The 19,839-nt window shown below is 44.7% G+C and carries 20 protein-coding genes; 12 read left to right on the forward strand and 8 right to left on the reverse strand.

What is annotated here, in order from left to right; all coding sequences use genetic code 11:
- The 4 genes from ABFX15_RS01700 to ABFX15_RS01715 form a co-directional block, all read left to right on the forward strand.
- Positions 1–75 (forward strand): ATP-binding protein (locus ABFX15_RS01700; protein WP_346023822.1); only part of this gene is annotated, 75 nt, incomplete at its 5' end.
- Positions 76–528: 453 nt separating this feature from the next.
- Positions 529–729 carry a PLD nuclease N-terminal domain-containing protein gene (locus ABFX15_RS01705; protein WP_346023804.1) on the forward strand — a complete coding sequence of 67 codons (201 nt, stop codon included), beginning with the start codon at positions 529–531 and terminating at the stop codon, positions 727–729.
- Positions 729–1,646: an ABC transporter ATP-binding protein gene (locus tag ABFX15_RS01710; protein ID WP_346023805.1), complete on the forward strand. Its 918-nt coding sequence runs from the start codon at positions 729–731 to the stop codon at positions 1,644–1,646. The genes ABFX15_RS01705 and ABFX15_RS01710 overlap by 1 nt, the downstream gene beginning before the upstream one ends.
- Positions 1,643–2,410, forward strand: a complete 768-nt coding sequence (locus ABFX15_RS01715) for an ABC transporter permease (protein ID WP_346023806.1) — start codon at positions 1,643–1,645, stop codon at positions 2,408–2,410. The genes ABFX15_RS01710 and ABFX15_RS01715 overlap by 4 nt, the downstream gene beginning before the upstream one ends.
- Before the next feature lie 140 nt (positions 2,411–2,550).
- Here the strand turns inward: ABFX15_RS01715 and ABFX15_RS01720 are convergent, their stop codons facing one another.
- A complete protein-coding gene (locus tag ABFX15_RS01720) occupies positions 2,551–3,054 on the reverse strand; it encodes a hypothetical protein (protein ID WP_346023807.1) in 504 nt (167 codons plus the stop codon).
- A gap of 449 nt (positions 3,055–3,503) precedes the next feature.
- On the opposite strand from ABFX15_RS01720, the gene ABFX15_RS01725 reads away from it, so the two are divergent.
- On the forward strand, positions 3,504–3,968 hold the full coding sequence (locus tag ABFX15_RS01725) for a hypothetical protein (protein WP_346023808.1): 465 nt from the start codon (positions 3,504–3,506) through the stop codon (positions 3,966–3,968).
- A gap of 88 nt (positions 3,969–4,056) precedes the next feature.
- Here the strand turns inward: ABFX15_RS01725 and pulA are convergent, their stop codons facing one another.
- From pulA to ABFX15_RS01740, 3 genes are all read right to left on the reverse strand, one after another.
- Positions 4,057–6,042 carry a type I pullulanase gene (gene pulA / locus ABFX15_RS01730; RefSeq protein WP_346023809.1) on the reverse strand — a complete coding sequence of 662 codons (1,986 nt, stop codon included), beginning with the start codon at positions 6,040–6,042 and terminating at the stop codon, positions 4,057–4,059.
- A 108-nt stretch (positions 6,043–6,150) separates the two neighbouring features.
- Positions 6,151–6,744, reverse strand: a complete 594-nt coding sequence (locus tag ABFX15_RS01735) for a TVP38/TMEM64 family protein (RefSeq protein WP_346023810.1) — start codon at positions 6,742–6,744, stop codon at positions 6,151–6,153.
- Positions 6,745–6,829: 85 nt separating this feature from the next.
- Positions 6,830–7,483 carry a metal-dependent transcriptional regulator gene (locus ABFX15_RS01740; protein WP_346023811.1) on the reverse strand — a complete coding sequence of 218 codons (654 nt, stop codon included), beginning with the start codon at positions 7,481–7,483 and terminating at the stop codon, positions 6,830–6,832.
- 170 nt (positions 7,484–7,653) lie between these two features.
- On the opposite strand from ABFX15_RS01740, the gene ABFX15_RS01745 reads away from it, so the two are divergent.
- From ABFX15_RS01745 to ABFX15_RS01760, 4 genes are read left to right on the forward strand one after another with little or no spacing between them, the layout of a single operon-like run.
- On the forward strand, positions 7,654–8,592 hold the full coding sequence (locus ABFX15_RS01745; RefSeq protein WP_346023812.1) for a metal ABC transporter solute-binding protein, Zn/Mn family: 939 nt from the start codon (positions 7,654–7,656) through the stop codon (positions 8,590–8,592).
- 46 nt (positions 8,593–8,638) lie between these two features.
- Complete coding sequence (locus ABFX15_RS01750; RefSeq protein ID WP_346023813.1) at positions 8,639–9,394, forward strand: metal ABC transporter ATP-binding protein; 756 nt, start codon at positions 8,639–8,641, stop codon at positions 9,392–9,394.
- Complete coding sequence (locus ABFX15_RS01755) at positions 9,348–10,313, forward strand: metal ABC transporter permease (protein WP_346023814.1); 966 nt, start codon at positions 9,348–9,350, stop codon at positions 10,311–10,313. Before ABFX15_RS01750 ends, ABFX15_RS01755 begins: the two co-directional genes overlap by 47 nt.
- An 11-nt stretch (positions 10,314–10,324) precedes the next feature.
- Positions 10,325–11,227: a metal ABC transporter permease gene (locus tag ABFX15_RS01760; RefSeq protein WP_346023823.1), complete on the forward strand. Its 903-nt coding sequence runs from the start codon at positions 10,325–10,327 to the stop codon at positions 11,225–11,227.
- Between the two features lie 172 nt (positions 11,228–11,399).
- Here ABFX15_RS01760 and ABFX15_RS01765 read toward each other — a convergent pair whose 3' ends face one another.
- The 4 genes from ABFX15_RS01765 to ABFX15_RS01780 form a co-directional block, all read right to left on the reverse strand.
- Positions 11,400–12,398: a LacI family DNA-binding transcriptional regulator gene (locus ABFX15_RS01765; RefSeq protein WP_346023815.1), complete on the reverse strand. Its 999-nt coding sequence runs from the start codon at positions 12,396–12,398 to the stop codon at positions 11,400–11,402.
- A 101-nt stretch (positions 12,399–12,499) separates the two neighbouring features.
- Positions 12,500–13,702, reverse strand: coding sequence for a polyphosphate kinase 1 (gene ppk1, locus ABFX15_RS01770; protein WP_346023816.1), 1,203 nt, complete (start codon positions 13,700–13,702; stop codon positions 12,500–12,502).
- Between the two features lie 18 nt (positions 13,703–13,720).
- Complete coding sequence (locus tag ABFX15_RS01775) at positions 13,721–14,635, reverse strand: polyphosphate kinase (protein ID WP_346023817.1); 915 nt, start codon at positions 14,633–14,635, stop codon at positions 13,721–13,723.
- Between the two features lie 2 nt (positions 14,636–14,637).
- Positions 14,638–16,200, reverse strand: a complete 1,563-nt coding sequence (locus tag ABFX15_RS01780) for a Ppx/GppA family phosphatase (protein ID WP_346023818.1) — start codon at positions 16,198–16,200, stop codon at positions 14,638–14,640.
- A 321-nt stretch (positions 16,201–16,521) separates the two neighbouring features.
- On the opposite strand from ABFX15_RS01780, the gene ABFX15_RS01785 reads away from it, so the two are divergent.
- The 3 genes from ABFX15_RS01785 (at position 16,522) to ABFX15_RS01795 (ending at position 19,672) form a co-directional block, all read left to right on the forward strand.
- Entirely contained in the window at positions 16,522–17,781 is a 1,260-nt protein-coding gene (locus ABFX15_RS01785; protein ID WP_346023819.1) for a 3D domain-containing protein, read from the forward strand.
- A gap of 326 nt (positions 17,782–18,107) precedes the next feature.
- Positions 18,108–18,905: an AAC(3) family N-acetyltransferase gene (locus tag ABFX15_RS01790; protein WP_346023820.1), complete on the forward strand. Its 798-nt coding sequence runs from the start codon at positions 18,108–18,110 to the stop codon at positions 18,903–18,905.
- 20 nt (positions 18,906–18,925) lie between these two features.
- On the forward strand, positions 18,926–19,672 hold the full coding sequence (locus ABFX15_RS01795; RefSeq protein ID WP_346023821.1) for an alpha/beta fold hydrolase: 747 nt from the start codon (positions 18,926–18,928) through the stop codon (positions 19,670–19,672).
- Positions 19,673–19,839 lie beyond the last annotated feature (167 nt).

Consider the following 19,839-nt stretch of genomic DNA (forward strand, 5'->3'; position numbering starts at 1 on the left):
CTTGATCGCCTGGTTCACCATGTTAAAGTCTTCAAGATTACTGGAAAATCATATCGTATGAAAGGGAAAATATAAATGGACTTCTAAATTAGACTGTCAAAAACCTACATTTTTATTCTGTCATAAACCTACAATTTTATACTGTCCTTGACATCTGTCGCACGTGTCAAGAGATAGAGGAGATTCCAAAGGATATAGTCAAACAATTTGATGTTCTAGATGGTGGAGACCCAATGGATCCACCTAGATTTAGTTGTGAAAGATGTGGAAATGAGATGGTTCCTGTTTACTATAAGAGTATTCACGGTATCGTCTACGATAATTCAGAACTGAAAAAGTAATGGCTACGCACTATCCCAAAAGGGCGAAGGCGTAGCCGAAGCTTTTTTTATTATTATCTCTTTATGTCTAGTAAATTATGTGTGATGAATAAGAAAAATAAAGTCAATATATATCTGAAGTCCCTGTATTTTTTGTGAAAAAAAGGGTAAACTTAAGCTGACTAAAGCATTTGAAGGAGGAAAGCTCATGCAACTAATGACTGACTATTTTGCCATTCTGCTGCCTTTAATCATATTGCAGCTTATTTTACTGGTTACCGCAATTGTTCATCTGGTCAAAAATGACCGGCTGTCTCAATCAAACAAGATCATCTGGGCACTGGTGATCGTTTTCGTTAATATTATCGGCCCGATTATTTATCTGATTTTTGGAAGGAAAGAAGACTGATGGCCGTACTTGAAATTGAACAGCTCAAAAAGTCATATGGGACACAGAACGTGCTTGATGGTGTCACTTTTTCAGTAGACAGCGGGTCAGTTTACGGCTTTATCGGGAAAAATGGTGCAGGGAAAACGACAACGATGACGATTGCTCTGGGTCTGCTTAAACCAGACGAAGGAACGGTCAGAATCAATGGTGAACCGGTGACATATGGGGATACAAAAACTAACAAATATGTAGGTTATCTGCCGGATGTACCCGAGTTTTATCCGTTCCTGACTGCCGGGGAATATATGGCATTGTGCGCCGATGTCAGTGGTATCGACAGGAAAGAGAGCAAGAAGAAGATAAGTGAACTCCTTGAAATGGTCGGACTGGAAAACAACAAAAAGCGGATTAGAAACTATTCCAGAGGGATGAAACAAAGGCTCGGCATAGCACAGGCACTTATCAATGACCCAATCCTGCTGATCTGTGATGAACCGACGTCTGCGCTGGATCCAATCGGGAGGCAGCAGCTGTTGACTGTCCTTAAAAAAGTGAAGGAGAAGACGACGGTCATCTTTTCGACCCACATTCTTACAGATGTTGAAGCAGTTTGTGACAAAGTGGCAATACTAAACAACGGGAAAATCGTCAAACAAGGATCAGTGGAACAATTGAAAGCAGAAGTGAAAACCAATCAATGGACGGTCGTTTTGGAAACTGAAGAAGAAGCTGGAAGAGTAGCAGAAGCACTCGACACTCATCCGGAACTGCTGCCGGTCAAGCAGACAGGTGTCAAAGTTGAAGGGACATCAGAGTCCGCAGCAGACGCCATGGGTATTATTCTGAATTGTCTTCATACTCTATCTGTCATACCAATAAGAGTTGAACGCAAGGAGCCGACTATGGAAGAAGTGTTTATGGAGGCGATCAGATGAGAGGCTATGGGGCATTTATTCAGAAAGAAATAAGAGAAAACAGCCGGAATTACAAGTTCTTCATTCTGGGCATCGTTTTTGCGATAGTGGGCCTGCTCAGTCCGCTGAGTGCGCGATTTTTACCAGAATTGATGGGAAATCTGATGGATGAAAACATAACAATCATTCTTGCTGAACCGACTCACATCGATTCATGGCTGCAATTCTTCTCCAATATCAATCAGATCGCACTAGTCGCTTTTGTCCTGGTGTTCAGCCCGGTTATGGCAAAGGAATATGAAAAAGGAACCTTCATTCACATGGTCACTAAAGGGCTGCCGCGCCTGACGATTTACGGCGCTAAGCTGACCGTTCTGCTGATCAGCTGGACGATCTTTTATCTTATCAGCTTCCTTATCACCTGGGCTTATACGCTCTATTACTTTCCGGAAGGGACAAGTGAGGGCCTGTTCATCTCGGTAGGGAGTCTCTATCTGTTCGGTCTTCTGATGATCAGTCTCTTGATGCTCTCAGGGGTCCTGTTCAGGAACAGCTATGCGCCGCTCCTGGCTGTTGGCGGAGGAGTTGCCGTGTTATTTATTGGAAGTATCTTTCCAGTAATCGAAAGATGGAGTCCGCTCCAGCTTGCCACTAGAAACGTTGAAGTCCTCACCCTTCAGTCAACGGATCCGGCCTTCACTCGTGGAGCGATCATCACGCTTATGATAACCGTCATGTTCATCATAACAGGCGGCCTTGTCTTCAGACGAAAAGCTTTACAGTAACTAATGAAATAGATAATAATTCAGAAAAATGAACACCTCCCGATCCGAAGCAGACCTTATAAATGGCCTATTTGGATCGGGAGGTATTTTTATTGGTCGCACAGAAACTGATCAGAATATGAGCAGGCTCGCACCGTACATCATGTAAACTGAGCGAAAATGTCCAAGCCCAAAGGCGACTCGCCTTCTACAGCTTGTTCCCTTTCACGATCGTATTCAAGATAAGGGCCGCCGGTCACGTAGACAAAAGCAGTCAGCAGGTGCTTGGTCTGATAGTCCTGAATGGCTTTTGCCTTTTCTTCAGGAACGAAACCGATTGGGGTGCCTTCCACCACGACCAGAATACGGTCTTTTTCTTTGACGTCAAAATCAACATTTACGGTAGTGATGCTTTCGTACTTGTAGACGCGTTTACTCAAAGCAGTCATGTCTTCAAGGGTCTTGCCGCTATAGTAGTTCTTGAACGGATCTTCTTCTACCATTTTAGCAACCACAGCGTTTATAGTTACCTCGTCCGCTTTTAGTTCATGCGCGGTTACTTTGGCTTCATATTTGACAGTAATCTGATCCGTTTCTTCATTACTGGCCGGTTCACTGCTGGATGCAGGTTTGTTTTTACCTTTAAAGAAATCAAATAGTCCCATGATGATCCCCTTTCTGAATTAACCTTTTTCTTTATCTAAGAATACTGAAAGTGCTGATAATAGTCAATTTAACGTAATTCCGAAAGAAGTCTCCCACTTCTAAGCGTATGGGTGCGAAGCACCAGTGAAAGTGGGAGATGAATTTCGGTCAAGCGATAGCTTGAAGTGGTTAATGTCATTCTCATTTGGTATACTTTATATATAGACGATAACCAAGTCTATATAGGCGACAACCAAGCCTACTGAGTATTCCTTGGCGTTAGCCAAGTAAAAGAAAACCTATGAGGCAGGGACTGCCTTTTGAGCCTACCCATATCCGATTCCTCTGTCTGCATGAAACCTGTGCAGACAAGAATGGAGTTCGTAGGAAGCCCCCACTTCAAAATCCGGAGGATTTAAGTGGTGGGTAGTTCACAGAACAGTCTCCTTTTCCTAATCACCCTTTACCGGTGATCATTTATCCGAAAGCTGTGGAGGAAGTCATTCAGGATTATTCCAATCCTGGTGAAGCAGTCAAATCATTTTTTTCTGAAAATGGCTATACGAATGGATGGGTGAATAGGATCTATGATTATCATCATTTTCATTCAAACACACATGAGGTTCTAGGCTGTGTGTCCGGAAGAGCGACTGTTCAGCTTGGCGGACCACATTCCAATGAATTTACTGTAGAGGCCGGAGATGTCATGCTTCTCCCAGCTGGGGTTGCAGACAAACTGCTGACATCTACTGATGATTTTCAAGTGGTCGGCGCTTATCCGAATGGTGAAAGTCCGGACCTTCAGCGCGGAGATGCTGTCGATTACGAGCGTGTAAAACAGAGGTGTTACGATATACCCGTTCCGGAGACAGACCCCGTAAGTGGTGAAAGTGGAGCGGTTCAGAAGTACTGGGCCCTATCTACGGATGAGTAGAAAAAACTGAAAAAGCCGATGTCTTATAAGTTGAGAGAGCTCATCTTATCATAGAGATCGGCTTTTTTTTATCAATGGTATAAGGTGATCAGCTAACCAAAATCAGGACTTCTCTTGGGTTGATGATCAGTTTATTTCCAGTGATTGTTCCCAGAGGACTTAGTCCGGCAGTATGACGATTAGCAATGATCGTCCATTCTTTAGGTAGCGGATAACTGCTTTTCAGAGCGACCCGATCGGGTTGCTGACTTGAATTGACCACAACAGCCATCATCGACCAATCACCTTCACCGGTAGTGTTCGGGATCGTATAGGCTAGAAGGTTTTCTCTCAGCTGTGAGAAGAAAACGGCGTCGCCAGTCTGATTCGTGTCATCCCGGAGTGGAGCATACGCCTTTCTGATAGCAATCATGCCTTTATAGTAGTTGACAAGGTCAATATGCTCATAGGTGCGCGTCCAGTCAAGAAGATTGATGTCAATGGATGAACGGAAACTGTTGTCATCGCCGTATTTCGTCCGACCCCACTCCTCACCCGCCTGCATGAAGACACATCCAAGCGAGGTATACAGCAGCGCAGCGTTCAGTTTGTTCATCTGAATAAGATCCAGATTTCGCTCGTAAGCAGGTTTCTTAAGAGTAGATGCCACCAGTTTGTCATAGAGAGTCAGATTATCGTGAGCAGATGCATAGGTCACGACCTGGCTTGGATTACGTGCCCACTGCTTTTCATCCGGCAGACGGAAACGTCCCACATCGGACTGAGTATTAGCCAGAATACTGGCAATCAGATCATTCGTCGCATAGGCGCTGTCTTCGTGTCCGTTGGCTCCTTGTAAAAACCCGCCTTTATCGGCTTCAAATACAGGGCCTTTGATCGCATCGCGGAATTCATCATTAAATATGGCTATTCCGTCTTCAAAATCTCCTATATGGAATTTATCTGCCGGTTTATTGGGCTCATAAATAGCCACACTTCCAGCATTCCAAGGTTCTCCGTATAGAATGACGTCACTATGGCCTCTTTCATTCAAAGTCCGTCTCAGCTTATTTATGGTTTCGACATCATGAAGGCCCATAAGATCAAAGCGGATCCCATCGATATGATATTCTTCCACCCAGTATACAATGGAATCAATGATGTACTTACGCATCATTTTCCGTTCACTCGCCGTTTCGTTCCCGCATCCTGATCCGTTAGATAAGGACCCGTCCGATTCCTGACGATAATAGTAGTCAGGTACAGTCAGCTGGAACCAGGAATCGTCAAATGTAAAGGTATGGTTGTACACCACATCCAGGACCACACCGATCCGTTTCTTATGAAGACTGGCGACCATTTCCTTGAATTCTCTGATTCGACTGAGTGGATCGGCTGGATCAGATGAGTATTTGCCTTCAGGGACCATATAGTTCTTCGGGTCATATCCCCAGTTGTATGCAGGAGAAGTTTCGTCGTTTTCATAATCGAAAGCAGGGAGGAGGTGCACATAATTGATTCCCAGCTCGCTCAGATAGGCCAGGCCTGCCGGCTGATTAGGATGAGCAAATACATGGACCTGATCATCGGTAAAGGCCTGATATTTCCCTCTATGTTCTTTTTTAAATGTTGCCGATTCATCGCTTGAAAAGTCTTCGACATGAACTTCCCATATCATGGCATCAGTGATTCGTGACACTCGCTCGAAATGATCTTCTGACCATCCCTCTGGATCCGTTTCTGCTAAATCAATGACTGCCGACTTGTTTCCGTTCAAGCCGACTGCTCTGCTGTAGATATCTGCTGCCTCGGTTTCAACGCCATCGTGAATAAATGAATACGTATAAAATAATCCCTTCAGGTCCTCATTGACCGTAAGTTCCCAGACTGTGTCTTCCAAAGACATCTCGATCTGACGAGACGATGTGTTTGCGTCAGCTGAGTCGTACAGATTGAACCAGGCCTGTTCAGCAAGAGGGGACCAGACCTTGAACGTAGAGGAAGCGGCTGTATAGGTCAGGCCCAGATCATCCTGACTGTAGCGGTTATCTTCGAGATAGGGAATGCGTTTTTCTAACGATTGACTGCTGTTCATAGTAACAATCCTTTCTTTCTACTTATTATAAAGTATACCATGTAGATCAATGGTCAATTTAAAAGAATGATAAAAAGGCTTTCCAGCACGCTCTACCATTCTTTCAAACTATATGATGCCAATTAGTTCCAGAAGGGTCGTCCATCCAAGACTGTATAAGGCAATTGATAATGGTTTGCCCAGAAGGATGATGACTGAGACTTTTAAAACGGACATATTGGATAGACCGGCAAGGTAACAGACCACATTATCAGGCGCAAACGGGAGAAATATGACGGTGGTAAAAAAGCGTTCGAATGTCTTGCCGTTTTTTAGTTTATCTTCGTATTTTTGAATCCTGTTTTGACTGACCAGTTTTTCAAGAGCCGAGTGACCGTAACGTCTTACAATGAGAAACGCCAGAATTGAACCAATACTTATGCCGATATAATTATAGAGAACACCTATGAATGGTCCATATAAAATGACTCCTGCCGCTACGGTAATAGCTGAGGGAAGAAGCGGCAGGAAAATCTGCAGAATCTGAAGAATGATAAATATAGCTACTGACAATCGTCCAAAACCATGAACGTAGGCTACAAAATCTTCCCTTGAGTTGAACACGCCATCCTGCCATGCAAAATAAATAAGTATGACAGAAAGGCACAATCCGATGAGGCTCAACAGATCGATCCATTCCAGTTTACGATGCAGTTTTTCCACACAACTTCCTTCTTTCCAGAGTGTACTGCTTATATTTTATCAGGGAACTAAAAAAAACTCTCATAAGAACGCTTTTATCAGTGGGTCACTTTAGTATGTCTACAAATATTTTAAAAGCCGCCTTATGTCCGATAACCGTTTTTTCACCAGCTGATGTTTCAAGGGTCAGCGGGCCGTCATACGGTTCGATTTCAGCTAAGGTGTATTCTTTGCCTAAGTGAACCTTTTTATACAGCAGGTATTCCAGAAAGTCCTCCTGATCATCGACTTCCTGTATTTTGAACCGGTCACCGACTTTGCACTCAATAAGAGGCGTTGAATGGATTTCGGGGACTGTCCCGTCCTGATTCGGGATCACTCCGCCGTGAGGATCAAATGTCGGTTCCTCCAGAAATATATTAAGGCGTTCGATCAGAAGATCAGAAGACACATGTTCCAGAAGGTCGGCATCCGCATGGACTTCATTCCAGTCGTACCCCAATTTTTCTGCAAGAAAAACTTCCCAGATCCGGTGTTTCCTAATAAGCTGATTAGCAATAAGCAGGCCTTTTTCAGTAAGCATGACGCCCTGGTAAGGCAGGTGTGTGATGAGCTCTTCCTTGAGCAGACGTGTATTCATATCTGTCACAGATGCTGCAGAAATCGAAAGCATCCGGACCAGGTCTTTATTGGTCACGACCTTTTCTTTTCCACCAAGTTCAAAAATTGCTTTAATAAAATCCTCTTTATTGGGTGTCATCGTTATACCCCTCTATCTTTTTCATTTCTATAAAAGTGTACCACATTTATCAGTTTTTAATCAAAGGGGTATTTAATTTTCGTTTCATGGTTGACTGAAATTATTTTTTAGGGTAGACTAAAAATAGTTAAAGTAAAATAACACTATTTGTATAGAAGGAGATAGATATAATGAAATGGGTAAAAGGATTAGCATTAATGGCAGGCGTTGTGTCACTGGCGGCATGCGGAAATGAACAGACAGATGAGGTTTCAGAAGATAATCCATTGAATGTTGTAGCGACCACATCAATGATTGCCGATCTGATGGAGACGATTGGTGGAGAAAATGTGTCAGTAGAAGGTCTGATGGGTCCCGGAGTCGATCCGCATGAGTACCAGCCGTCCACATCTGATGTAAATGCCATGCAAGAAGCAGACATTGTCGCGTATAATGGATTAATGCTTGAAGCACGTTTTGTGGAAGCCTTTGAACAGTTGGATGAAAGAGGAGTCTTTACCATCGTCATGGCAGATGCCTTGAATGAAGGAGAGCTTCTCGATCCGGAAGAAGATGAAGAGGATCTGGAGTATGATCCGCACATCTGGTTCAGCGTTTCTCATTGGGAAACGATCACAACTTATGTGGCAGACCAGCTGAGTGAAAAAGATCCGGACAATGAAGACTATTACCAGGAGAATGCGGAGGCGTATTTAGTTGAACTGGGAGAATTAAGAACGTATATTGAAGAAAGAATCGAAGAAGTACCGGAACAGTCCCGTTATCTGGTGACGGCACATGATGCGTTCCAGTATTTTGGAGAAGAATTTAATTTTGAAGTGGTCGGTCTGCAGGGATTGAATACACAGACAGAAGCAGGAACTGGAGACATCAGTCAGCTCGCAGACTTCCTGGTAGATAATGAGATCAATGCGGTATTCGTTGAAAGTTCAGTTTCACCAAGAAATATCGAAGCGCTGATCGAAGCAGCCGGAAGCAGAGGTCACGAGGTAGTCAATGCCGGAGAACTGTATTCCGATGCATTAGGCAGTGAAGAAGACGATGCAGAAACCTACATTAAAATGTACCGTGCCAACATTGATACGATCGTTGACGGTCTGGCTGATTAAGTTCAGCTGAGTACGACAGGTTTTTTAATAGAAAGAAGGAACAGGTATGGAAAACAAACAGGCAATTTCAATCGAACATTTGACGGTCGCTTATGATGCGAAGCCGGTCTTGTGGAATGTTACTACAGGATTTAAAGAAGGCCGTCTCACGGCGATCATTGGACCAAATGGAGCAGGAAAGTCGACTCTGATCAAATCAGTATTGAATTTTCTTCAACCTATCACTGGGACAGTAGCCTTTTCCATACAGAATGAACAGAATGTTCCTTACAAGAAAATAAAAAATAAAGTAGCCTATGTCCCTCAGAATACTTCAGTCGACTGGGACTTCCCAGCTACCGTTCTGGATGTCGTTCTGATGGGCAGATATGGCCACTTAGGCTGGCTGAAACGACCAGGAAAGAGAGATAAAGATTTATCAAAACAGATGCTTTTAAAAGTCGGGCTGCCGACTTTTGCCTCCCGTCAGATCAGTCAGCTGTCTGGCGGTCAGAGGCAGCGTGTGTTCCTAGCACGTGCGCTGGCTCAGGAAGCGGATATATATATAATGGATGAACCGCTCTCGGGTGTTGACATGAAAACTGAACGCATCATCATGAAACTTCTGAAAAAACTGGTTGAGCAGGGCAAGACCGTTATTGTCGTTCATCACGACTTGCAGACGGTTGAAGACTATTTTGACGACGTGGTGTTCATTAATCGCGAAGTCATTGCTCAAGGGCCGGTTGAAGAGGCGTTTACTCAAGGAAATATTGATGAAACTTATCATCAGGATCGAAACCTGGGAGAAGGTGAAGGCTGATATGCTGGAACAGATCAGATTGCTGCTGAATGACTACACGTTTCAAGTCGTTGCTTTAGGCACCGGCTTCTTAGGGCTGTTAAGCGGAGTGATCGGAACCTATGCGACATTAAGAAAAGAAAGTCTGCTTGGGGATGCATTGAGTCACGCTGCCTTACCTGGAATTGGGATCGGCTTTATTCTTATACAAAGAAAAGAACTGTCTGTACTGATGCTTGGGGCAATCATTTCAGGATTGATCGCTACGGTGATTATTCAGACTATGAGCAGGAAGACCGTGGTCAAACTCGACAGTGCCTTGTCACTGATCCTGTCCAGCTTCTTTGGTCTGGGCCTCGTCATCCTGACTTCGATACAAAATAATCCGAATGCTCAACAGGCTGGACTAAGCAACTTTATTTTCGGGCAGGCGAGCGCTATGCTTCGAAGCGATGTCCAGTTGATCGGTCTGACCGGACTGGTCCTGCTCGTTCTGGTAGCATTGTTCTGGAAGGAATTTAAAGTATTTACATTTGATCCGATGTTTGGACGGACATTAGGCTTCTCAAGTAAGATCGTTGAATCCCTGTTGTCGACAATGATTGTTGTAACCATTATTTTAGGACTGGAGTCAGTAGGGGTCATCCTGATCAGCGCATTGCTGATCGGTCCATCAGTAGCCGCCCGTCAGTGGACGAACCGGTTGAGTCTGGTCATGCTGCTGGCAGCGGGTATTGGATTTGTTTCCGGTGTGACGGGAACATTTATCAGCTCTATGGGGGCTCGAATACCAACAGGGCCATCGATCGTAGTCGTTGTCAGTATGTTCGTGTTCCTCAGCCTCTTTATATCTCCCGGAAGGGGAATACTGGCTAGACACATGGCCTGCAGAAAGAGGCAGAAAGTATTTATGAAACAGATCAGAAGTCTAAAGGAGTGAGCGCGGTGAGCATGATCAATGAAATAACCCTGATAGCAATTATTGTTGCCGTCGCCTGTGCGCTTCCAGGTGTCTTTCTGGTGCTGAGAGGAACCACAATGGTATCCGATGCAATCACACATACAGTTCTGCTCGGAATCGTTCTGGCCTTCTTCATTACACAGGATCTGAACTCGCCTCTTTTGATGATTGGAGCTACGCTTGTCGGGGTGGCGACGGTCTGGGCAATAGAAGCGCTCCAGCAGACTAAGCTCTTGTCCAACGATGCAGCTATCGGTATTGTCTTTCCATTATTTTTCAGTATAGCGATCATTCTGATTACACGCTATGCCGGAAACGTTCATTTGGATGTAGATTCAGTCTTGATGGGGGAACTGGCCTTTGCGCCTTTCAGACGTCTGGTGCTGTTCGGTGCAGATTTGGGACCGAGAGCGCTCTGGACGATGCTGGTCATCCTGCTGATCAACAGTCTCTTTATTGGATTGTTCTATAAAGAGCTGAAAATCACGACGTTTGATGCAGGCTTTGCTGCAGCAATAGGATTCTCACCGGTACTCATCCACTATGGGCTGATGACCCTTGTGTCTCTGACGGCCGTTGGCGCCTACGATTCAGTAGGATCCATTCTGGTGGTAGGGTTCATGGCCGGACCTCCGCTAGCGGCCTTTCTACTGACAAACAAGCTGCATGTCATGATTGGTCTGACAGCTGTAATGGCAGTGATCAACAGTACAGCAGGAGTGAGGCTGGCTTTTATGCTTGATACGACGATTGCGGGAATGATTGCTGTGGTGACAGGAGTCACAACTTTACTTGTCTTTGTCTTTTCTCCGGAAAAAGGACTGATTAAAGCTACGGTCAACCGAAAAAGAGAACAGAAGAAAATCGATCAGCGTCTTAAGGAAATAAGCTGATAAGATTGGTCGGTAGAAAAATATCTTGAAGAAGCAAAATAAATCTGGATCATGTGCCCCTGCTGTTATGGGTCAGGGCTGCTCATGCTCCAGATTTTTTATTTTATATTCAGCAAGTATATGGTTTAACTGTTGACGTGTCGAGGCTGAACGGCACGCGAAGCTTTTATTATTATAGCGTCGTTTTTCGTTTGATGAGCTTGAATGACAACGGCTTTAGCTCATCGACGGGCTGATTCAATGTCTGAAGAAGCAGACGGCAGGCGTTTTTTCCCTGTTCCTCGATCGAATAATCGATAGTAGTCATATCCATCACATCGCTGACATCCAAGTTATCGAATCCAGTGACGGATACATCTTCAGGTACACGAATTCCTTTCCTTCTAAGTCGGGAAACGACAAGCGCTGCAATGGAATCGGAATGAGTGACCACTGCATCAGGTTTGACTTCAGCCGATTCGTACCATCTGATAAAGTCATCGACTTTTTCAGCTGTGACTGTATCAATGAAGAGGTCAGGATTATGCGGATCAATCTGATGGTCTCTGCAGAAGTCTGTATAGGCATCAATCCGCCGCTGGGTGTTGAGCCCTTTAGGTGTCCCGTATAAATTGAGGATTTGACGGCATCCGGTTTCCCATAGATAGTCTAGAGCGAGGCGATGTCCCTTATAATGATCGATGAAGACAGAAGGAATCTGTTCAGAATCGACATTGTGTAAGGTGACAACTGGACCAAAGGATGCATATTTTTCCAGAACAGACCAGTCATTGGCACGGTAAATCAGGAAAATGCCGTCCAGCTGCTTGGATTTCAGCAGGTCAAAAGCTTCCCTTTCTCTTTTCATATCCCCATTTGTAACGAAGAGAGTCGTTGTATAGCCGTTCGCGTAAGCAGTAGAGATAAATGAATTGATACGGGCCACTGCAGTATCATTGAACTGTGTACTGATGATCCCGAAGTTTTTAGTTGATCCTGTTCTCAGATGCTGGGCATTTTTGTTTGGGCTGTAGTTCAGCTGCTCAATGGCATCTTCTACTTTACGTCGGGTCTCTTCACCAACATATCCGCTGGAATTGATGACGCGGGAAACAGTAGCGGATGACACCCCAGCGTGTCGGGCAATATCCAATATCGTTGGAATTCGTGCACCTTCTTTCCTTGCATTCATTATATCAGATATTCTTCAGACCTGTAAAAATGAAAAAACCGCCCGTCATATATCCTGGAGAATCTTGAACTCCATGGTACATGACGAGCAGATGTAAAGTGTTATCGGCTGAAGAGCGCGGATAAGTAAGTGAGCCATTTATTTAAAGAAGTATGATCTTCTTTAATCTTTTCCTGTTCACTGCTGATGGACAGGAGTTCATTTTGAGCATGAACAGGCTTGCTACTTAGTGAAGGTTTTTTATAAAACCCGTCACTAGTCAATATCCAGGCTTTTGTATTGTCATAGAGATAAAGCTTGAGAATAGAGAGAATGTGAGATTTCAAAGGTGGTTCCAGTACTGGAAAAGCTATCTCGATGCGCTTGATCATATTTCTTGTCATCATATCGGCGGAAGAGAGGTAGAGATTTTCCTCGCCATTATGATAGAAGTAATAGACTCGGCTATGTTCAAGAAAACGACCCACAATACTTCTCACCGTAATGTTTTCACTTACCCCAGTGATGCCAGGAATCAGACAGCAGATCCCTCTGACAATCAGCTCGATTCTGACCCCTGCCTGACTGGCTTCATACAGTTTAAGCAGCATTTTCTTGTCGGTCAATGAATTCATTTTAGCGATGATATGGCCGTTTCCGTACCTTGTGTGCAGCTTGATTTCCTTTTCAATATTTTCAATGAATGCATCCCTGATATCAAAAGGGGAGACATGCAGATAGTGATAGTCGGGCTGTTCCGAATACCCGCTCAGATAATTGAAGAAATCGAAGACATCCTGAGTGATTTCATTATTCGATGTAATAAGCCCCATGTCCGTATAGAGTCTAGCAGTCTGTTCATTATAGTTTCCGGTCCCAAGATGGACATAACGCCTGAACCCGTCCGTCTCTTTTTTTATGACCAGAGTGGCCTTGCTGTGGGTCTTCAAACCTTTTACACCATATAATATATGAGCACCGGCTTCTTCCAGCTCCTTGGCCCAGTGGACATTATTTGCTTCATCGAACCGTGCTTTCAGTTCTACAAGAACAGTCACCTGGATACCCTTTTTTGCTGCGTTCTTCAAAGCTTCAACTAAAGGGGAATCATCGCTGACCCTGTATAGAGTCTGCTTGATGGAGACTGTCCGGTCGTCTTCGGCTGCTTCCCTGACAAAGGAGATGATCGGATCAAAAGCATCAAAAGGATGATGGAAAAACAGATCCTTTTTTCTTGCCAGCGCATAGACTGACTGCTTTTTCAGCTCAGCTGGATAGTTTGGCTCAAATGGCCTGAAGGATTCTGTTATTCGCTGCTCCTTCAAAAGAGGGATGACTTCACTTTAAAAAGTCAGATCCAGCGGGCCATTCAGGGTATAGATATCCCGCTGCTTGATAGATAGAGCCTTTTTAAGCAAGGCAACGTCCTCATTAACTGAAACTGCACTCTCTCTCCGGTCGATTTCGAGCCTCACAGCCATTCCGTTTTTACGTTTCTCCAGATAGTCTTCAATGGCCGAAAGCAGGTCATCTGCGCCGTCTTCCTGAATCTCCAGATCTGCATTTCGTGTAATACGGAAAGTGAAGGAGTACGTGACATCGTAGCCTTTGAAGAGATCAGACAGAAACGAATAAATCAGGTCTTCGATCAGCAGGAGATAGGTATGCTCGTTGTTGTGAACAGCATACACCCTGGACAGACGTTCCGGAACTGGCACGATGGCTATGAACGGCTTACCGGACCGCTTCAGTTTGACGAACAAGTGCAGTACTCCATCGCTCAGATGAGGAAACGGACGATAGGCATCGATACCGTAAGGAGTGATTGCTGGCTTGATTTCCCTTTCGAAGATGGCTCGGGCCTTATTTTTGTCACTTTCGTTCAGTTCCCATACTGATTTGAAATAAAGCCCCTCTTCATTCAGCTGCTTTCTTTTAAGGTCAAACAGATCATACTGGCGGCGCACATTGATCCGGTTTTTCTTAGTGATCTCCTGAAGCTGCTTTTTAGGCGACCACATCTTTTTCGTGTCCGGTTCTTCAACCCCCATTTTCTGCTGATCCTGAAGTCCCGCGACCCTTACTTTATAGAATTCATCCAGGTTTGATGCCCCAATGGATAAAAAAGTTAGCTGCTCCAATATAGGATTGGCAGGATCGTTCGCTTCTTCAACGACACGGGCATTAAAATCGAGCCAGGACAGCTCTCTGTTCTGGAAATGAATCGGATCATCAATCAAGATTTCTCTACTGCTCATACTTATTCCTCCGCTTTGATAGAGCCTTCAGTAACACTCTTAAGTGAAATAGTCAGTGGTTTGCCAAGAACTCGTTCGAAATGGTTCTTATGCTTGTTTAACCGATATTCTTCTGCAATCGCATCACCCATATATGTCACATCCAGACGGTAGTCATCCCCGTCTTCCTCGAGAGCCATATCCTGAACAAAATTGACGTGTGAATCATTCAGCGCCTCCGCAAACTTGATGATGCAACCCAGATGAAGCAGGGCTTCCTTTTCATCATCGCTGAACCAGTCGTCTACTGTTTTTAAATATTGTTTGAACAGTGATCTGTTTTTATAGCTGGCCAGCAGAGCCAGTCTGACCCTGTCTTTGTGACTGAATCCATGAAGATTCGTATTGGAAATGATGTAGAATGTGTGCTGCGATTTGGAATCATCTTCTATATAACTGCCCAGGTAATATAAAGTTGCTCCATAATGAAGAAGATAGAGCTGCTCTTCGCTGACTTTCAGGATACCTTTTTCCTTTAAAAGAGTAATGAGCTGGTCAGCGAGCATGATGCGCTGATGGGCACTGATCGGGCGTATATCATACTGTTTGAACAGGCGCTGAACAGTCTGACGCTTCACACCGTAAAGATCATAGGGCTCTCTGTACTCTTTGTTGAGCCGTTCAAGGATGATGCCTTCACGCAGACCTCGGTTACTGATGGCAAAGCTTGGCGCAGCCATCACATCGACTAGTTCCTTGAAGACAATCCCTGCTGGAATGATGATGTCCCGGCGGTCCCCGCTTAAGCCATCAAGATCGCTCAAGTCGTCCATAGAACTATCTACTAGCAGATCAAAGGTGTTTTCCAGCTCATCGGGTGTCATCTGATATTCATGAATACCGGCAATTGGGTAGTCGGTCTGACGCTGGTTGATTTCAGCATAGTTACGTGCCGACCCACCGATTCCGATCAGAGGCACCTGCGCATTGGGCACCCACTCAAGCTGCTTGAACTGATCTCTGATCCACTTGGTGGCTTTCTCAATAGACTTTTTGTCATTGTGCTTTTTGTCCGAGAAAAACTGTCGTCTTAAAGATACCGTTCCGAAAGGGAAACTGTGTACTTCCTTGACTTCTTTGTCTTTGAAAAGGGTCAGTTCAGTACTCCCCCCACCGATATCGATACTGATTCCATCCATAAGGTGCATAGTATGCCGGACTGCATAGTTTCCGTAATACGCTTCTTTTTCTTCCGCAAGCAGCTCCAGTTCCAGCTTGAGAACCTCTTGTACCCGCTGGATGATGGTGTCACGATTCGCTGACTGACGAACAGCAGCAGTAGCTATTGCCTTCAAATCTTTTATAGCGTAACGTTCAGCTATTGCAGTAAAACTTCTGAGGACAGCCAGGAGTACGTCGATACCCTCATCAGACATCTTCTTGCTGTCGTCCAGATACTGGACAAGCCGGGCAGGTGTCTTGATATTCTGCAGCTCGGTCACTCCTTGATAGTCGTCCATTTCGAAGATGACCAGTCGTATTGTATTTGATCCCACATCTATTAATCCAAACCGTTCATTAGCCATAATGCACGCTCCAATCTCCTTTTTATCTTTAAACAAGCTCTATTTCTTAACTTAATCATACTAAAAGCGAGAAGGCTATGTCTAAAATCAGACCTTTTTTACAATTATATTACAAAAAACAGGAAAGCGATACCATGACTGGGTTTGATTACAATAGCTACAAGTATACAGCTTAATATTTATGAATATTTTGACTTTCTGTAACAAATTGTAAGAATATAGAAATGTACTTCATGCAATTTCTCGGTATAATAGCGTGGCATTGAACAACTTATTTTAAGATATCTCAAATTCAAAAGAGAAAGGATTGTTCTTTAAGCGATGACAAAGAATATAGTGGGGATGGTTGTAGCAGTACTGGCCTTCCTGTCCTTAGGTCAAGCAACCACTGCATCAGCCCAGACGCTAGAAGCTATTCGGGAGCAGCAGGAACAAACTCAAGAAGAAATTGATTCATTACAGAAGGAAGTCAATACCGTGCTGGAAGAAGTGAGCGTATTGAGTACCGAACTAGCTGAACTGGATGTAGAAATCGAGGAAAAGCTGGAAGAAATCGGCCAGACTGAATCTGAAGTCTCAGCCCAGGAAGAAATCGTTGAGGCGAGAATGGAACAGGCAAGACAGCGTCTGCAGTCTCTTCAGTTAAATGAATCCACTCAGAACATTGTATTGACTATACTTGAATCTGAAAGCCTGTCTGATTTATTTAATCGTGCTCTTATTATTATGCGTCTGACAGATGCAGGCAATCATCAGCTGGAACTGGCTGAAGAAGAAGTTCAAGTACTTATTACTTTACAGGAAGAACTTGAAGCGGCACAGCAGGAGCTTGAAGAGAGACGAGAACTGGCCACTTCACAGAAAGAAGTCTTTGACGGAAAAGTTTCCGAGCTGCAGTCTCTGATCAGAGATAATCAGTCTCAGCTGACTGAACTGATCGAAAGAGGAGCAGTAGAAGAAGCGAGAATCGAAGAAGCGCGTCGAGTGGCTAGAGAAGAAGCTGCGAGAGCTGCTGCACAGAAAGAAGAAGAGGAAAGAGCTGCGCGTGCCGCTGCAAGAGCAGAAGCCGAACAGCAAACTGAAGTATCGGTTTCTTCTTCAGACAGTTCAAGTGCACAAGCTGCCGAACAGACTGCATCAAACAGCTCATCTTCAAATTCAAGTTCAGCTGCAAGTTCTGGTTCAAGCAATAATTCAAACAATAATTCCAGTTCAAGCACAAGTTCAAACAGCAGCCCGGCCCCTGCGCCGGCACCAGCTCCTGCGCCAGCACCAGCTAAGCCGGAAGTAAGTTCCGGTAGAACGTTACGTGTTCAGGCTACAGGCTATTCAACCAAGCAGCCTAACTTAAGCACACATACGGCAACCGGCATCGATTTAAGAATCAATCCGCGTGTCATAGCAGTTGATCCTTCTGTCATTCCACTAGGATCAATGGTAGAGGTTGAAGGCATGGGCGTCTATATTGCCGGAGACACAGGTGGAGCAATTAGAGGAAACATCATTGATATCCACTTCCAGACAGTAGGAGAAGCACTGAGCTGGGGAAGACGAAGCGTAACGATTCGAGTACTGGATTAACCTCATTACATTATTATAGAAATCGGCCCATTGGAGACTAGTACTTCTCCAGTGGGTTTTTTTACTGTTGTGGACTAAGTGAACGAGGTCAGATTATGGAGTTGGTTTAATAATCCTGACATTCGGGGGACTGTCCCTCCATGACAGGACCAGAGACTTCTCTATTGACCTGTAACAGTATTCTGATTCAATGGAAGCTGATTTCGAGAAAGCAAGCAGTCATTATTAGATAAAGAAGACTTATTTGCTTTATAAAATGGAATGGTGTTTAATCTAAAGAGAAAGAGATTCTGGAATAGAGTTGACAAATGAACAAGGAGAATAGCATGTATTCTAAAAAACATTTAATGGATTGTCTCGACCATTTGAGGATTGAAAAAGAAGGGACACTACTGGTTCATTCGTCCTATAAAAGCATAGGGGAGGTGGATGGACGAGCTGATACTGTTCTGGATGCCTTGAGCGACTATATGGCAGACGGTCTGCTTGTCCTTCCGACTCATACGTGGAAGTACATCAGCAAGGACAACCCTGTCTTCGATGTCAAGAAGTCGCCGTCCAATGTGGGAATCCTGACTGAACTGTTCAGAAACCGGGAAAACACGATCCGATCGGAACATCCGACTCATTCGGTAGCGGCCCTGGGGAAAGATGCGGCCGCCTTTACAGCGGGTGAATACAAGCATGATACCCCATGCGCCGGAGAGTCGGTCTGGGGAAAAATCGTTGACAGAAAGGCACAGATTATTCTGGTCGGTGTCGATCTGACTAGAAACACGTTTATTCACGGCATAGAGGAATGGATGGATATCCCAGGCAGAATGACGGACAGTCATGAAGAGCTGTTCAGTATTCTGCATTCTGGAGAAAAAGTTCGGGTGCCCTCACGCCGTCACTGTGGATTGTCGTGGTCTGAGCATTTCTGGAAAGTCAATGATCTCCTGATTGAAGAAGGGGCGATGAAAACTGGACGATTCGGGGATGCAGAAACACGAGTTGTGGACGCACATATGACGACGGTGCTGCTGACCGAACTGCTGGAAAAGAACCCCGAGCTATTTACGGAGAATAAGCCGCTGGAACCGGAGTGGCGCTGTTATTTTAGAAACAAGCGCATGAACTAAGCTGGAAAAGAGGCAGATTTATGAAACTGACAATCAGAAAACGAACCCTTGGAACTATCCCTCTGCTGGAAGTGGTGCAGAAAGAAAATAGAAACGAGCTACTCCCTCTGATAGTTTATTACCACGGCTGGCAGTCATCTAAGGAGCTGGTGCTTACCCAAGGTAGGAAGCTGGCACAGGCCGGTTTTCGCGTTCTTCTACCGGATGCAGCCAATCACGGGGACCGTTACCAGGAAATGACCCGTATTCCTTCGCTGACTTTTTGGCAGAGCATCCATACCAATCTGTTTGAATTTGGTTTTATTGTCAATCACTTCAGGAAGCTCGGCCTGGCTGACGACCGTATTGGCGTAGGCGGGGTATCCATGGGTGGATTCACTACCTGTGCTCTCCTGACACATAATCCGGAAATCAAAGCTGCAGCCTGTGTCATGGGCTCTCCGAAACCGGTCGCTTATCGTGACAGAATACTGACACGGGCAAAAGAAATGAACCGGTTTTATCCTCATGATTATGAATCGCTTCTGTCCTGGATCCCTTCGTACGATTTGTCTCTGAGGCCAGAAACACTGGCCGGACGCCCTCTTCTGTTCTGGCACGGCACGCAGGACCGTATCGTTCCTTACGAAGATACGGCGGCCTTTATTAAGGGAAATCAGATTCCAAATGTCAGGTTCATTGAAGAGGGCGAGAAGCACCTGGTCAAAGGCCCGACAATGGATGAAGTCACTTCGTTTTTTGTCAGGGAATTGGCCGGTCCTTATTAAAAATCTACTATCCAAAAGACACCTCTGCTTCCCGACCAGTATAGTAACTGAAAGGGACAGCAGAGGTGTCTTTTAAAAAACTGTTTGTATTAAAAGCTCAAGTTTCGCACCCCTAAGAACGACGTTCTATCCTTTTACCGTAAAGATCAGTTAGAATATTGAACTTA

Source organism: Alkalibacterium indicireducens (assembly GCF_039522005.1).
Lineage (GTDB): Bacteria > Bacillota > Bacilli > Lactobacillales > Carnobacteriaceae_A > Alkalibacterium > Alkalibacterium indicireducens.